Source organism: Marinobacter halodurans (genome assembly GCF_004327985.1).
GTDB lineage: Bacteria > Pseudomonadota > Gammaproteobacteria > Pseudomonadales > Oleiphilaceae > Marinobacter_A > Marinobacter_A halodurans.
This window is the reverse complement of sequence record NZ_SJDL01000001.1, coordinates 233,051-247,971: the sequence shown is the minus strand read 5'-3', so window position 1 is coordinate 247,971 and position 14,921 is coordinate 233,051. Positions and strand designations below refer to the sequence as shown.

General features: G+C 62.5%; 13 protein-coding genes. 8 read left to right on the top strand and 5 right to left on the bottom strand.

Annotated elements, in window-relative coordinates:
- The first annotated feature begins 23 nt into the window (after positions 1 to 23).
- From EZI54_RS01115 to recA, 4 genes are all read left to right on the top strand, one after another.
- Complete coding sequence (locus tag EZI54_RS01115; RefSeq protein WP_131478164.1) at positions 24 to 2,504, top strand: circularly permuted type 2 ATP-grasp protein; 2,481 nt, start codon at positions 24 to 26, stop codon at positions 2,502 to 2,504.
- Positions 2,505 to 2,509: 5 nt separating this feature from the next.
- Positions 2,510 to 3,415: a transglutaminase family protein gene (locus EZI54_RS01110; RefSeq protein ID WP_131478162.1), complete on the top strand. Its 906-nt coding sequence runs from the start codon at positions 2,510 to 2,512 to the stop codon at positions 3,413 to 3,415.
- A 102-nt stretch (positions 3,416 to 3,517) separates the two neighbouring features.
- Complete coding sequence (gene pncC, locus EZI54_RS01105) at positions 3,518 to 4,018, top strand: nicotinamide-nucleotide amidase (protein ID WP_131478160.1); 501 nt, start codon at positions 3,518 to 3,520, stop codon at positions 4,016 to 4,018.
- Between the two features lie 145 nt (positions 4,019 to 4,163).
- Positions 4,164 to 5,216: a recombinase RecA gene (gene recA, locus EZI54_RS01100; RefSeq protein ID WP_131478158.1), complete on the top strand. Its 1,053-nt coding sequence runs from the start codon at positions 4,164 to 4,166 to the stop codon at positions 5,214 to 5,216.
- 112 nt (positions 5,217 to 5,328) lie between these two features.
- Here recA and EZI54_RS01095 read toward each other — a convergent pair whose 3' ends face one another.
- Complete coding sequence (locus EZI54_RS01095; RefSeq protein ID WP_131478156.1) at positions 5,329 to 6,390, bottom strand: GGDEF domain-containing protein; 1,062 nt, start codon at positions 6,388 to 6,390, stop codon at positions 5,329 to 5,331.
- Between the two features lie 208 nt (positions 6,391 to 6,598).
- Between EZI54_RS01095 and EZI54_RS01090 the strand changes: the two genes are divergently transcribed.
- Positions 6,599 to 7,060 carry a flavodoxin family protein gene (locus EZI54_RS01090; RefSeq protein WP_131478154.1) on the top strand — a complete coding sequence of 154 codons (462 nt, stop codon included), beginning with the start codon at positions 6,599 to 6,601 and terminating at the stop codon, positions 7,058 to 7,060.
- Positions 7,061 to 7,083: 23 nt separating this feature from the next.
- Here EZI54_RS01090 and EZI54_RS01085 read toward each other — a convergent pair whose 3' ends face one another.
- Positions 7,084 to 7,455, bottom strand: coding sequence for a PilZ domain-containing protein (locus EZI54_RS01085; protein ID WP_242674303.1), 372 nt, complete (start codon positions 7,453 to 7,455; stop codon positions 7,084 to 7,086).
- A 147-nt stretch (positions 7,456 to 7,602) separates the two neighbouring features.
- Positions 7,603 to 7,890, bottom strand: coding sequence for a hypothetical protein (locus EZI54_RS01080; protein WP_131478150.1), 288 nt, complete (start codon positions 7,888 to 7,890; stop codon positions 7,603 to 7,605).
- A gap of 207 nt (positions 7,891 to 8,097) precedes the next feature.
- On the opposite strand from EZI54_RS01080, the gene EZI54_RS01075 reads away from it, so the two are divergent.
- Positions 8,098 to 10,536: a Lon protease family protein gene (locus tag EZI54_RS01075; RefSeq protein ID WP_131478148.1), complete on the top strand. Its 2,439-nt coding sequence runs from the start codon at positions 8,098 to 8,100 to the stop codon at positions 10,534 to 10,536.
- Positions 10,537 to 10,550: 14 nt separating this feature from the next.
- Here EZI54_RS01075 and EZI54_RS01070 read toward each other — a convergent pair whose 3' ends face one another.
- A complete protein-coding gene (locus EZI54_RS01070; RefSeq protein WP_131478146.1) occupies positions 10,551 to 11,162 on the bottom strand; it encodes an alpha-ketoglutarate-dependent dioxygenase AlkB family protein in 612 nt (203 codons plus the stop codon).
- Positions 11,163 to 11,513: 351 nt separating this feature from the next.
- Between EZI54_RS01070 and fixJ the strand changes: the two genes are divergently transcribed.
- Both fixJ and EZI54_RS01060 read left to right on the top strand, forming a co-directional pair.
- Complete coding sequence (fixJ, locus tag EZI54_RS01065; RefSeq protein ID WP_131478145.1) at positions 11,514 to 12,140, top strand: response regulator FixJ; 627 nt, start codon at positions 11,514 to 11,516, stop codon at positions 12,138 to 12,140.
- A 45-nt stretch (positions 12,141 to 12,185) separates the two neighbouring features.
- Positions 12,186 to 13,757, top strand: a complete 1,572-nt coding sequence (locus tag EZI54_RS01060) for an ATP-binding response regulator (protein ID WP_131478143.1) — start codon at positions 12,186 to 12,188, stop codon at positions 13,755 to 13,757.
- Positions 13,758 to 14,018: 261 nt separating this feature from the next.
- Here EZI54_RS01060 and EZI54_RS01055 read toward each other — a convergent pair whose 3' ends face one another.
- A complete protein-coding gene (locus EZI54_RS01055) occupies positions 14,019 to 14,891 on the bottom strand; it encodes a MaoC family dehydratase (RefSeq protein WP_131478141.1) in 873 nt (290 codons plus the stop codon).
- Between the last annotated feature and the right edge of the window lie 30 nt (positions 14,892 to 14,921).

The following is a 14,921-nucleotide window of genomic DNA, read 5'->3' as shown; positions in this document are numbered from 1 at the left end:
CAGGAAGCCGACAAGGTTCATTCATGACGCGATTCGACGTGCCACTGTCTCTGGACGCCCTGAGGCAGACATACCGGTGCCCGTCCGAGAGCGCGGATGAATGGCTGCCCCGTGCCGATTCCCCGGGATGGAACCGGGTACTGGGCTGGCTGATGGAGCAGGGCGGGGAAGTGCTGGGCGGGTTGTCTTCCGACCTTCAGCACCAGTTGCGCGAGCACGGCGCCACCTTCGACCCGCAGCACCAGCAGAACCGGACCCTGGACCTGATCCCCTGGCTGTTCGACTCGGCCGAGTGGGAAACCATCGACACCGGACTGGCCCAGCGCCGGCACCTCCTGTCCCTGGTCCTGCGCGATCTCTATGGCCCCCAGACCCTGCTGCGTGACGGCATCCTGCCGCCGGAGCTGATCTTCCGCAACGCCAGCTTCCTGCTGCCCTGCCACGGCCTGGTTCCGGACGACATAGACTGGCTGGTCATGCTCGGCTGCGATTTGGGGCGCGATGCCAGCGGCCGGATGACGGCCTACGCCGACTCCTCCCAGGCTCCCGGCGGGATGGGCTATGTACTGGAGAACCGGGTCGCCCTCAACCAGGTGGTGCCGGAACTGACGCAGCGGTTCGGCAAGCGCCACCTGGCCACTTTCTTCAAGGACCTCCAGCGGGCGCTGGTGCCGCAGATTCCCTACGCCAGCGAGCCGTTGATCGGCCTGATGACCCATCACTACCGTGACGGTCAGTATTTTGAGCACGCCTTCCTGGCCAACTATCTGGACCTGGCCCTGGTTCACGGTGTCGACCTGATGTTCCGCGAAGGCCGGATCTGGCTGAAAACGCTCAGTGGACTGCAGCCTGTGGATGCGCTGATGCGCTATATGCCGGATAACCTGTCCGATCCGCTGGAACTGGAAGGGGACATCGCCGGCACGCCAGGCCTGCTGCAGACCATTCGCCAGGGCAGCCTGGTGTGCTGCAACCCGCCGGGCGCGGGTCTGATCGACAGCGGCGCGCTGCTGCCGTTCATGGAACGCCTGTGCCGGCACCTGCTGGGTGAATCGCTGATCCTGCCGGCGGTGGAGGCCTTCTGGTGCGGCGATCCGGATCAGCATCAGACGGTGCTGGATGAGCTGATCGATATGGTGGTGCACGACCTGGAAGAGCCCGGCAAGCTGATCAGCTACGCCAATGCCAGTCGGCGTGAACGGGAAAGGCTGGCCGAGCGGATCAGGACCGATCCATCGCGTTTCGTGGCCCGGCGGATCCTGCCCCTGAGCACGCTGCCGGTCTGGCAGAAGCACGAAATCCAGTCCCGCAGCGTCGCCCTGCGCGCCTTTGTTTTGCGCCAGGGTAATGACGACAAGGTACTGCCCGGCGGTCTGGCGCGCTGCCACGAACAGCCGCTGCAACTGCAGTTGGGACTGTCCACCCGTTTCATGGCCAAGGACGTCTGGCTGGAGAGCCCGGACGACAGCAACGTGAGCCTGTTGCACAGCACCATGACCAGCGTGCACCTGTCACGCAAGACCGGCCTGCTGCCCAGTCGCGTGGCGGACCACCTGTTCTGGCTGGGGCGCTACAGCGAGCGGCTCAACCTGGCCTGCCGGGCCATGCGCGCGGCGTTGCCGCTGATCTCGACGCTGGCCCGGGACGAGCAGGTCCAGACGCTGACGCCGTTGGTGGAATTTGCCTGCACCATCAATGGCGGCGTGTTCATGCCCACCGACAACGTGGACGAGCTGACCCACCAGCTCACCAGCCTGTTCCTGTATGACCGCAAGGATGGCCTGCTGGCCGTGTTGCAGGCGCTGATCGTGAACGCCCAGTCGGTCCGGGAATTCTTCGGTGAGGACACCTGGTACGTCCTCGAGCGATTGCAGAACGCCCTGAACCAGTTCCCGGCCCGGGGGGCGGTGTCCCGCATGGACCGGGCCCTGGACGAGATCATCCTGCTGCAGTCGGCCATCTACGGTCTCAACAACGAAACCATGAGCCGCACCCAGACCCTGCGCTTCATGGACATTGGCCAGCACATCGAGCGGGCGCAGCAGACCACCGCGCTGCTGCACAAGGTCTTCGTCAAGTACCCGCAGCCGCCGGCGGCGCTGATGGAAGCGGTCCTGCGCATGGCCGATACCTTGATGACCTACCGCCGGCGCTACCGCACCGAGTTGCACCCGGTGGCCATTATCGACCTACTGTTGCTGGACGAGAGTACGCCACGGTCGGTCGGCTACCAGTGCCGACGGCTGAAGCGCCAGGTGAGCCTGCTGCCGGAGCGTGATTCGACCCTGACCGGCCTCAATGCCGAACAGCGTTTGATGGTGGAACTGGTTTCCGTGTTGCAACTGGTCGACCTGGAAGCGTTGGTCAGCGAAACCGGCGAGCCGTCGCCGCAGCTGGATGAATTGCTGGTGCGCATCAATAACCTGCTCAGCAAGCTGTCCGAAGCCATCACGCTTGCCTACTTCAACCACGCGGATATTCCGCGGCCGATCGACGACGTGTGAGACCGATGAAATACAGGATCTCCCATCTGACGCGCTACACCTACGAACAGGATATCGCCAACAGCTATAATCGTGGCTGCCTGTTACCCCGTGGGCTGTTGTACCAGAAGGTGGCGTCCAGCCGGCTGACGGTCACACCGACGCCCAGCAGCCTCTACAATCACCCGGACTTTTTCGGCAACCTCTATACCTTCTTCCATGTGAATTCGCTGCACCGGGAGCTGGAGGTGAACGTGACCAGTCAGGTGGAGGTGATGCCGCGTGGGTTGGAGCAGGTGCCGGCACGTTCACTGCCCTGGGAGCAGGCGTTGCAGCAACTGGCTGGCGATACCCGTCGCCAGGCGCTGCAGGCCCGGCTGCTGCAGGTGGGTTCCCGGATGGCGCCGATAGATCCGGAACTGGCGGCATTTGCCCGGGATATCTTCCAGCCGGGCGTTCCGCTGCTGGAAGCGACGCGTCAACTGACCCACCGCATTTTCAGTGAGTTCACCTATGACCCGGGATTCACCACACTGGCGACGCCGGTGGATGAGGTGCTCAAGGCGCGTCGGGGGGTGTGCCAGGACTTCGCCCACTTGGCCATCAGCGCCCTGCGTTCCCTCGGTTTTCCGGCCTGCTACGTCAGCGGCTACCTGGAAACCATACCGCCGCCGGGCCGGCCGCGACTGGTCGGTGCCGATGCCTCCCACGCCTGGTTCAGTGTCTACGACCCCTCGTTGGGCTGGGTGGATTTCGACCCCACCAACGACCTGATGCCGGACGAACGGCACATCACCGTCGCCTTTGGCCGGGACTACGCCGACGTGGTTCCGCTCAAGGGATTGATGAGCGGCGGTGGCCGCCACGACCTGGTGGTGGAAGTCGACGTTATGCCCCTTGGTGAAAAGCCGCCGAAATCCGCAAATGCCTGAATCCCGCCGGCTTGTCGAAAAGCATCCGGGAAGGGGTAGACGCGGGCGCTCCATATCGAAAGAATGGGGCCTTCGCTGACCGCTGCCCGGAGTTTCCGATACATGACCGTTTCCGATGATACCCTCTTTAACAGCGCGGCCGAGCTGGGCGACCTGTTGCGCCAGCGCGGGCAGATGATCACCACGGCGGAAAGCTGCACCGGGGGCTGGGTCGCCAAGGTCCTGACCGATCGGGCCGGGAGTTCGGACTATGTGCACAGTGGCCTGGTGACCTATTCCAACGATGCCAAGCGGGGCCTGTTGGGCGTCAGTGAGACGGCACTGGTGGAACACGGCGCCGTCAGCGAACCGGTCGTCCGGGAAATGGTTGCCGGAGCGCTGGTAGCGACCGGTGCCGATGTGGCCGTCGCCATCAGCGGTGTCGCCGGGCCGGGCGGCGGCTCCGAGGACAAGCCTGTGGGAACGGTCTGGTTTGCCTGGGGGCAGTCGGTAGAGGATACCCAGTGCGTGGTGCGGCATTTCGACGGCGATCGCGATGCGGTGCGGCGCCAGGCGGTGCAGTTTGTCCTGGAAGGCGTCACGCAGTTTCTGAAAGAAACATAGTCGAAAACACGACACTTGGACGCCGGGACCTGTTGTGTTTTAATACTGTTCAAATATACAGTCTGGACCCTGTATAAGAGGCTTCCAGACAGGACATTTCCGATCATGCCGTCAGGCGGCACAGCAAGATGAGGTTTTCGCAGCGATGGAAGACAACCGTAAGAAGGCGTTGAGCGCGGCTCTGAGCCAGATTGAGCGTCAGTTCGGCAAGGGCGCGGTCATGAAGATGGGCGATCAGCCCCGTGAAGCCATTCCCGCGGTATCCACCGGCTCCCTGGGGCTGGACGTTGCCCTGGGCATTGGCGGACTGCCATACGGACGGATCGTCGAGATCTATGGCCCGGAAAGCTCCGGTAAAACCACATTGACCCTGCAGGTGATCGCCGAAGCCCAGAAGGCCGGCAAGACCTGCGCCTTCGTCGATGCCGAGCACGCGCTGGATCCGGTCTACGCCGAGAAGCTGGGTGTCAACGTCGACGACCTGCTGGTGTCCCAGCCGGACACCGGTGAGCAGGCGCTGGAAATCGCCGACATGCTGGTGCGCTCCAACGCCATCGACGTCATCATCGTCGACTCCGTGGCGGCCCTGACACCCAAGGCGGAAATCGAAGGCGAGATGGGCGATTCCCACGTGGGCCTGCAGGCGCGCCTGATGTCCCAGGCGTTGCGGAAGCTGACCGGTAACGTCAAGCACGCCAACTGCCTGATGGTCTTCATCAACCAGATCCGCATGAAGATCGGCGTCATGTTCGGCAGCCCCGAAACCACCACCGGCGGTAACGCGTTGAAGTTCTACTCCTCGGTTCGTCTGGATATCCGCCGTATTGGCGCCGTGAAGGAAGGCGACGAGGTCGTGGGCAACGAAACCCGCGTGAAAGTGGTCAAGAACAAGGTCTCCCCGCCGTTCAAGCAGGCCGAGTTCCAGATCATGTACGGCAAGGGCATCTACCACATGGCCGAAGTGGTGGACCTGGGCGTGAAGGAAGGCTTCGTCGACAAGTCGGGTGCCTGGTACAGCTACAACGGCGACAAGATTGGCCAGGGCAAGGCCAACGCCTGCAAGTTCCTGGAAGAGAACCTGGATATCGCCCACGAAATCGAAGCCAAGATCCGCGAGAAGCTGATGCCGAAGCCGACCAGCAAGGAAAAGGCCGCGCCCGCTGACGCCGAGGCTGAAAAGAGCGGCGAGCTGCTCTGAAGCCAGGTGTCACTGACGCTCTGATAGAACACCCTGCCGGTTCGCCGGGAGGGTGTTTTGTTATCGGGGCCCTGGATCGAACGTCCCGTCTTCGAGTTATCCCGGCGGGATTTCAGGCATCCGCGGTTTCCGTGTCGATCCACAGCGGACCCACGACCTGGTTACGCCCCTTGCCCTTGGCCATGTAGAGCCGCTCATCGGCCTGTGCCAGCAGGTCTTCCAGGGTGCTGCCGTCGGGGCCGATTTCGGCCACCCCCAGGCTCATGGTCTGCTTGATGGTGGTGTCCTCATCGACCAGCGGGTGGTCGGCGACGGTCGCCCTCAACTGTTCGGCCACCGCCATTGCCTGCCGGATGTGGGTATCCGGCAGGATGATGGCAAACTCCTCGCCTCCGAAGCGACAGGCCAGGTCGCTCAGACGCAGGCGCTTGCGGATCAGGCGGGCCACATGGACAAGGACCCGGTCGCCCATTTCATGGCCATACCGGTCGTTGACGCTCTTGAAGAAATCCAGGTCCAGCAGGATCAGCGACAGCGGGGTCAACTCCCGTTGGGCACGGTGTTTTTCCTTCTCAAACATCTCCTCGAACATGACCCGGTTGGCCAGTCCCGTCAGGAAGTCGGTGCGGGCCAGTCTCAGCAGTTTGTTTTCGGAGCGTTCCCGGCTCACCTCGTAAACGTGGGAAAACGTCAGGACGCACAGCGTCAGGATGCCCATGTTCAACAGGGGAATGGGCTCCATGTACAGCGGCGAATCGTGGAACCTGAACAGGAAAATGACCGCCCCGATGCCGGTGAAGAACAGCGATATGGCCAGCCCCAGCTTCCGCCCGTGCAGCAGGTGCGACAGGATCGGCACCAGCAGGATCCAGCCAAAAACCGAGACCGTGGAGCGCGGCACATACAGCGCGAACATCATGGCGCTGAAGAAGGGCAGGCTGTAGGCCAGCAGCCACCGGTCCAGGTGGCGGGTCCGGCGCACGGCCCACATCAGGAACAGCGAATAGCTGGCCATGGCGATTTCAACCACGGCCAGCGGCAGGTTCCCGGCGCGGAGGTTCAGCGTTGCAAAGACGGCGCCCGCGGCCATGGTGATCCACAGCAGCGCGATCAGGACGGCTTTTCGGTGCGGCTGGGCATGGGCCCTGGCCGAGAGGGGTATGTTGTCATTCATGGGCGGGTGACCATTCCTTGTCTGTCGACGATGTCGATTGGTAAGCCGGACCGGGCTCCAGTGTAGCCAAAATGGCAGGCGAGACTGTAAAAGATCGTGATATGTCCAACGGGCTGGCGATAGTCGGCACTCACACGACAGGTCCTTGTCCCAAGCAGCCGGGGGCGGCAAAGTGGGAGGAGAACATTGACTGGAGATCCGTCGATCCATGAAGCAGCTGTTGATTGTCGCCCATGCCCCGTCCCCCAATACCCGGACGTTGCTCCAGGCGGTGGAACGTGGCGCCCGCCATCCGGAAATCGAGGATGTGGCCGTGCGCGTCAGGGCGCCGTTGGATGCCGGGCCCGACGACGTACTGGCCTGTGACGCCATTATCCTGGGAACGACGGAGAACCTCGGCTACATGAGCGGCGCGCTCAAGGACTTTTTCGACCGCAGCTATTACCCGTGCCTTGAGAAAACCCAGGGGCTGCCGTTTGCGTTCTATATCCGGGCGGGGCATGACGGCACCGGCACCCGCCGGGCCATCGAGTCGATCACCGCCGGGCTGCGCTGGCGATTGGTGCAGGATCCGGTGCTGTGCCGGGGCGACTACGATCCGGCGTTTGAAAGCCAGTGCGAGGAATTGGGGCTTTACGTGGCGGCAGGGCTGGATGCCGGGATGTTCTGAGCCCGGCGAGGCTTCCGGTCAGGTTAGCTGGCCAGTTGGTTATAGAAACCCTCGATCCGGGACAGGGCGTTGTCCACGTCGCGGGAATAGCGCCTGCGCTCTTGGCAGTAGCTGAACTGGATGCTCAGCCGATAGCCGGTCCGGAAGGGGTGGCTGCTGACGATCCGGGCGGCCACCCGGGATTCGGAAATGTACTTGCCGGAGAAATCCAGCAGCAGCCGGCTGCCGGCGGGGATTGGGCGGGGGGACAGCGCGGCCATGCCGTAGCGGTTGATGTCCAGGCACTGGACGTCGGTCTGTGCCTTCTGCCGACCGAAGAATCCGCGCTCTGTCAGGCGTACTCTCAGGCAGAGGGCTTCGTAGCGATCCTTGATGCGGCGGTCTGCAGGATTCATTTCCATAACACCGGCTTCCACGTTTTTGTCGTTGTCGTTTTGAACAGTCGCGGAACAGTCAGTTTAGAACCGGCACTCCCGGCAGGAAAACGCCCATCCGGGCATCTGTGACAAATGTCTCAAAAGTGAGTGAGGCGTCATTGCCGCTCATGCGGAGGTGTCCAGTCTCTCGCCACGGCGATCCTCGGCGCTGGTCGGTCGTGCCGTGCGGGCATCAAGCAGTGACGGACGGCGGCGGCCGCTGCGGCGTTTCCGGCGGTCCGGGCCTTCGAACGCCTCCTGGCGGCGCCGGCGATCGGGCCGGGTGCGGCGGTCCAGCGGTCGGTTCTGTGGGGTTGGCGCAATATTCTGCGCATCGGGGGTTCGCTGTTGCTGTCCGGATTTCCGGCGATCCAGCGCTGTCAGGCCATAAGGGTTGGAACGCGATATCTCCATGGGCCGTAACCTCACGTTGTCATCGGCTGTCATTTTACGTGTCATCGGCCGGATTGTGCAAAACTTGAACACATTTTGCCCGTGATGGTTGCGGGTGAGGACAGCGCGGCCTTCTCCTTCTACAATGCTCAGCATCATCCTTTTGGCGAGGCATCCGTGAGCCCCGGATTCCCGCCTTGCATCATTTTTCCGACACAGGACGGCATCTTGAAGTCTCTGCCACTCAATCAGCTCTACAGACATTGCGATACCCGCAACTTCAGCTTCAAGACCACGCGCCAGCTTGAGCCGCTCGAGGAAATCGTGGGCCAGAACCGGGCCCAGGAAGCGGTCCGGTTTGCCCTGGCCATGCCGCACGGCGGCTATAACGTCTATGCCGTTGGCCGCAACGGTCTCGGTAAGCGGACCATGATGCTGCGCTACCTGGAGCATCACGCGAACCGGGAATACCAGAGCCACGACTGGTGCTACGTCGCCAACTTCGACGACCCCCGTTCGCCCCGGGTGCTGCGGCTGCCGGCCGGCGAGGGGCAGGAACTCAAGCAGGACATGGATCGTCTGATGCTGCGCCTGACCAAGCTGATTCCGCAGACGTTCGAGGGGGACAGCTTCCTGGAGCGTGCCGAGAAGCTCAAGAACGATTTCGGCAACCTTCAGGAACAGGAACTGGACAAGGTGGCGCGCCAGGCCAAACGCAAGAAAGTCAGCCTCAGCGTGAGCACGCCGGGCGGCTACCGGCTGATTGCCATGAACGGCGACGAGCCCCACACCCAGGAGAGTTTTGCGGCCCTGACCGAGGTCCAGCGTCAGGCGTTCGAGGATGCCATCAACAAGCTGGAGAAGAAACTCCGGGCCGCGCTGCGCAAGGTTGCCGATCTGGAACAGGAATACGCGGACAAGCAGCAGGCGCTGAACGAGGAGACCCTGGAGAGCATCACCGGCCACCAGCTGGATGAGCTGGTGGCCAAGTACAAGGCGTTGCCGGAAATCGTCGACTACCTCGAGTCGGTGCGCAAGGATCTGGCGGACAACCTGGATATCTTCCTGGAGGACAGCGAGGAGCAGGCGGCCATGGCCTACGCCTCGCTGGATCGCAAGATGCCGCGGCGCTACCAGATCAACCTTATGGTCCATCACAAGGAGCGCAAGGTGCCGGTGATTGTCGAGGACAATCCCACCTACCACAGCCTGTTCGGCTATGTGGAGAACGTCACCTTCAAGGGCACGGTGTTTACCGATTTCTCGCTGATCCGGCCCGGCAGTCTGCACAAGGCGAACGGGGGCTACCTGTTGATGGACGCCATCAAGGTGCTGGAGCAGCCGTTCGTCTGGGATGGCCTCAAGCGGGCCCTGCGCTCGAAGTCGCTGCAGATCAACTCCCTGGAAAGGGAGCTGACCCTGTCCGGCACCATCTCACTGGAACCGGAAGCGATCCCGCTGAATGTGAAGATCGTGCTGTTCGGCGACCGGGAAACCTGGATGCTGCTGCAGGAGTACGATCCCGAGTTTTCCGAGCTGTTCCGCATTGCGGCGGACTTCGAGAATGAAATGCATCGCACGCCGGAGAGCGAGCAGCAGTACACCAAGTTCATCGCCAGCGTGGTGGTGGACAAGAAGCTGCTGCACTGCGACCGCAAGGCGGTTGCCCGGGTGATCGAATACAGTTCCCGCATCGCCGATCACCAGGAGCGGCTGTCGCTGCATGCGGCGGATATCGCCAACCTGCTGCGGGAGTCCGACTTCTGGGCGCGGGATGCCGGTGCGCGGATGATCCAGGCCACCCATGTGGAGCAGGCACTGGCCAGCGCCCGCTATCGCAGCAGCCGGATCCGCGACCAGTACTTCGACTCCATCCGCGACGGCACCACGCTGGTGTCGACCGAAGGGCACCGGGTCGGCCAGGTCAATGCGCTGTCGGTTCTGTCGGCCGGCGGTTTCGAATTCGGTATGCCCAACCGCATCACCGCCACCTGTTATTACGGCGACGGCGACATTATCGACATCGAGCGGGATGTGAAGCTGGGCGGCAACCTCCATTCCAAGGGCGTCATGATCCTGACCTCCTGGCTGGCCTCGCGTTTCGCGGTGACCGATCCCATGAGCCTGTCCGCCAGCCTGACCTTCGAGCAGAATTACGGTGAAGTGGATGGGGACAGCGCCTCGGTGGCGGAGTTGTGCGCGTTGGTGTCTGCGCTGTCCGGCATCCCGATCCGGCAGGATCTGGCGATCACCGGCTCGCTGAACCAGTTCGGTGAAGTCCAGCCCATTGGCGGTGCCAACGAAAAGATCGAGGGCTTTTTCGAGACCTGCCGGATCAAGGGGCTGTCCGGTTCGCAGGGGGTTATCCTGCCGGCCACCAATGTCCAGAACCTGATGCTGGACAGCGATATCCTGCAGGCGGTGCGTCAGGGCAAGTTTGCCGTCTACGCGGTGGAAACGGCGGAAGAGGCGATTGCACTGCTGTTGGGTAAAACGGCTGGCAAGGCCAACGCCAAGGGACGCTATCCGGCCAACACCGTATTCGGCGCCATCCAGAAACGACTGGATACGATGCGCGAGCATGAGCGTCAGGACGCCTCGAGCGACCGGCGCCACGGGCATGACGGCCATCACTCGCCCCACGTTGGGCATTCCGGGCAGGCCTGAGCCGCCGCTGCGTGTCAGGCGGTGGCGGTTTCGATCCGTCGGAAGGTCAGGTTGAACCGGTCGCCGTCTGAACGCCGGGTCTTGGGAAGCTGGTGCTGGTAGTTGGCCTGCAATCCCGGCGGCATGATCAGCAGGCTGTTATGGGGCAGGTCGATGCCGGCGAACAGGCGCCGTTCGCCCGTGCGCCGGAACTGGAACCGGCGTTCTTCCCCGAGTGTCAATGAGGCGATCAGCGGCGCAGGGCCCAGTTCCGGCTCGTTGTCGCTGTGCCAGCCCATGCTGTCACGCCTGTGGCGGTACCAGTTGCACAGCACGCTGTTGAACGCCGTTCCCGCCAGTTCGCTGACGCATTCCCGAACCGACTGGAGAATCGCGGGCCAGGGTTCGGGCCTCATCTCGTGACCGGAATAGCGGTAAGCCGTCCCCGGATCTCCCAGCCAGCATTGCAGTCGCGGCGACCAGTGCCACTGTCCGAAAAGCTGCAGCCGGGCCTGGTACCAGGGGAGTGCTGCGGGCAGGTGTGTCATCAGTTCATCGGCCAGTGTCCCCGGGAGAGCGCCATGAACCAGGCGGAGCTGAAACGGGGGTAGATCGAAAAAGGCTTCGTTTTCAACAGCAAAGGCCATATAAATTCCCGTCTCTTAACGACATTTACTTCAGGAAACGCTATGGTTATACGATACAGGATCGGGGCGCCGCGGGTCGTGTTACCGTAAGAGGATGTTGCAAAAGCTACTGCGCTCAGCGATACGGCGTTGAAAATCGCCTCAAGATGCTCATTTACAGCCCGTAAACTGCGCTCTTTCGTTGATTTTCGCCTTGTCTGGCTATCGCTCGCGACGCTTTTGCAACACCCTCGTGACTGCTGACGGCCGGTGTTCGGACGGGCCCCGTCGGCGGGCGCATCGGCCCGGTGACCGGGGTGCCGGCTCCGGTCGGGGAAGGTTGAGAACAACGATACGGGAAAAGGTGAATCAATGAGCGAGAATACTGAGACGGTTTTTGTAGTCGAAGATGACGAAGCGGTACGTGACTCCCTTGAACTGTTGTTGAAGTCCTCCAACAAGGAGGTCCGGACCTTCCCGACCGCCAACGCCTTCCTCGAAAATTATTCCGACGATATGGCCGGCTGCATCGTGCTGGATATCCGCATGCCGGGTATGGACGGCATGGAGCTGCAGCGTCGTCTCAACGAGAAGAATTCCATCCTTCCGATCATTTTCGTGACCGGCCATGGCGATGTGCCCATGGCGGTGGATGCGATGAAGCAGGGCGCCGTGGACTTCATCCAGAAGCCCTACCGTGAGGAAGACCTGCTCAAGAAGATCGAACAGGCCCTTGAGCAGGACCGTGAGCAGCGCGAGACACTGGGCCAGAAACAGGAGATCATGCGCCGCATCAACATGCTCACACCGCGCGAGACGGAAATCATGGACCGCATGATCGCCGGTCAGGCCAACAAGGTCATCGCCATCGAACTGGACATCAGCCAGCGCACGGTGGAAATCCACCGGTCCCGGGTCATGCACAAGATGGGCACCCACTCGCTGGCGCACCTGGTCCGCATGGTCATGTCCGTAAAGGACCGTATCGACGCTTCCTGAATCCCGAGCCAAGATGGTCGTCCATTCTGAGTCGGCACGGACTTTATGACTGAAGTAGCCAGTGAACGCGACGAGGCCACGATCCTGCTGGTCGATGACAACGCGCAGAACCTGAAGGTGCTCTACGAGACACTGAAGGACCGCGGTTATCGGCTGTTGATCGCCAATGAAGGTGAAAAGGCACTGGCCCTCGCCGAGCGTCACCAGCCCGAGGTTATCCTGCTGGATATCATGATGCCGGGCATGGACGGCTACGAAGTCTGCCAGCGGCTCAAGGCCAGTCCGGACACCGCGGATGGCGCTGTGGTTTTCCTGTCGGCCCTCGATGACGTGGATGCCAAGGTCAAAGGCTTTTCGCTGGGCGGTGCCGACTATATTTCCAAACCCTTCCAGGCCCAGGAAGTCATTGCCCGTGTCGCGACCCATGCCCGGGTGATCCAACTGGAACGCCAGCTCCATGCCCGCAATCGCCAGTTGGAAAGCGACCAGACCCGGATCCTCAATGCCATCAGCGAAGGCATCTACGGCCTGACGACCGAGGGTGAGATTATCTTCGCCAATCCGGCCGCCGGGGCCATGCTTGGGCTCGAGCCCGAGGAACTGGTCGGCCAGAACTTTTTCCGGCTGCATTTCGGTACCCAGGACGCGGGCAGCAACAACCTGCCGGTCCTGGCCACCTGCCGCGATGGGGTTGCCGAACACCAGCGGGATGTCGTGATGTACCGGCCGGATGGCTCCTCATTCCCGGTGGAGTATCGTTCCAGCCCCAAGCTGGAGGATGAACAGGTCCTCGGAGCTGTGGTGGTCTTCCGGGATATTTCCGCCGAGCTGGAAAACGAGCGGGCGCTGGATGAGGCCCGTGAAATGGTGGACATCCAGCGCGACCAGTTGGCTCACGCCTCGCGCCTGTCGACCATGGGGGAGATGGCGGCCGGTTTTGCCCATGAGGTCAACCAGCCGCTGACCGCCATTTCCAACTATGTCCGTGTTGCCGACCGGATCCTGTCCGCCGACGAGCTGGACCGGGAACTGGCCCGCCAGACCCTGCACAAGATCGAAGCCCAGGCACACCGGGCCAGCGAAGTGATTCGCCGCATTCGCAGCTTCGTCAAGAAACCGGCTTCCGGCAAGGAGGTGATCCATGTGGATTGCCTGCTGGAAGAAACCCGCCAGTTCGCCGAGGTGGATGCCCGTACCAACCAGGTGGCCGTCGAGCTCGACGTGGATGAATCGGTACCGGCGGTGCTGGCCGACCCTATCCAGGTGCAACAGGTCGCTCTCAACCTGATCCGCAACGCCCTTGAAGCGACCCGTACCGCGGGCAGCGAGGCGCCCGTCCGGGTGTCGGCCTCCCTGGTCGACGGACAGTGCGTGCGTGTTGAGGTCACGGACCGGGGTGTCGGTTTGCCCGAGGATGCCGAGGAAAAGCTGTTCCACCCGTTCTTCACCACCAAGCAGGAAGGCATGGGTATTGGCCTGGCCCTGTGTCGCAGCCTGATCCAGGCGCAGGATGGCGAGATCGGCTTCGAGCGGCCGGAAGAGGGCGGTGCGCGCTTCTACTTCACGTTGCCGGTGGCGCCGGTGACGACTGAGCAGCCGGAAGAGGCGGTTGAATAAGCTGACCGCCTCGAATAAATACGGGGCGCCTGGCGGCGCCTCAGAAGCTAAAGCACCTGCTACACGATCGAGTTAACCGTACAATATAGCCGACGCTTCAGCCACAAGGTTGGGCTGACGAAGGAAGCCCAACAACCGGCAGGCGAACTCCCGTACAGACCTTTCCTACCGGTGTTGGCCCCACCAATGCGTTTGGTCTGGATGCGGGTGGCATTCTGGGGCTCGTGTTGGGCTTCCTTCGTCAGCCTAACCTACCGGACCTCAACCCCAGATCACCTCACCCGTCAGATGCGGGGCATCGCCTTTCTCATTCAACAGCTGATAAGCCCAGCGATCTTTCTTCTCATCCCAGTTCAACTGCGCCTTGCCCGGCAGGAACAGGGGCTTCTTGAAGCTTGCCGTCACCGTGACCTGGCCATCCTGCCACGCCGGCTGCTGCTCCAGCAGGGCAATGCAGTGCGCCTTGCTCCACATGCCGTGGGCGATGGCGCGAGGGAAGCCGAAGGCACGGGCGGTCAGGGCGTGCATGTGGATCGGGTTCAGGTCGCCGGAGAGTCGTCCGTAGCGGCGTCCCAGTGACTCGCCGGCGCTGACCAGCGCGGAGTGGGGCAGACGCTCCGGTGCCGGCGGCGGCCCCTTGCGCCCACCTCCGCTGCTTTTGCCGGACTGGCGAAACAGGTTGGTGCTGGTTTCCTCCCAGACCAGGCGGCCGGCACTGAACGCTTCGGTCACGAGATCGAACTCGATGCCCTTATCGGTCTGGGTCTGGTTGTCCAGGCGGACATGGATGTCCAGGCACTCGCCATAGGCAATCGGCCGGTGCTGGGTGATCCGGTTGCGCAGGTGGACCAGCCCCAGCAGTGGCAGGGGGAAGGTCTTCTCGGTCAGCAGCTTGAGATGCAGCGGGAACGCCAGGATGTGCGGCCAGGTCATGGGCATCCGGGAACTGCTGCGGTAGCCGCAGACAGCCGCGTAGCGAGCCGCTCGGGCAGGCTCCGTCGTCACGCCCAGCAACTCGGCCTTCAACGGCGGAATGGTCGGAGAACGCGTGTCGGAACCCCGGGGCCTGAGCGCTTTGCCGTACAGCGACCAGAGGGCGGGTGGCTGGTTCCTGTAGGAAATCACATCCTGCATCTTGACTGACCTCATCCGGGCATCACTCGG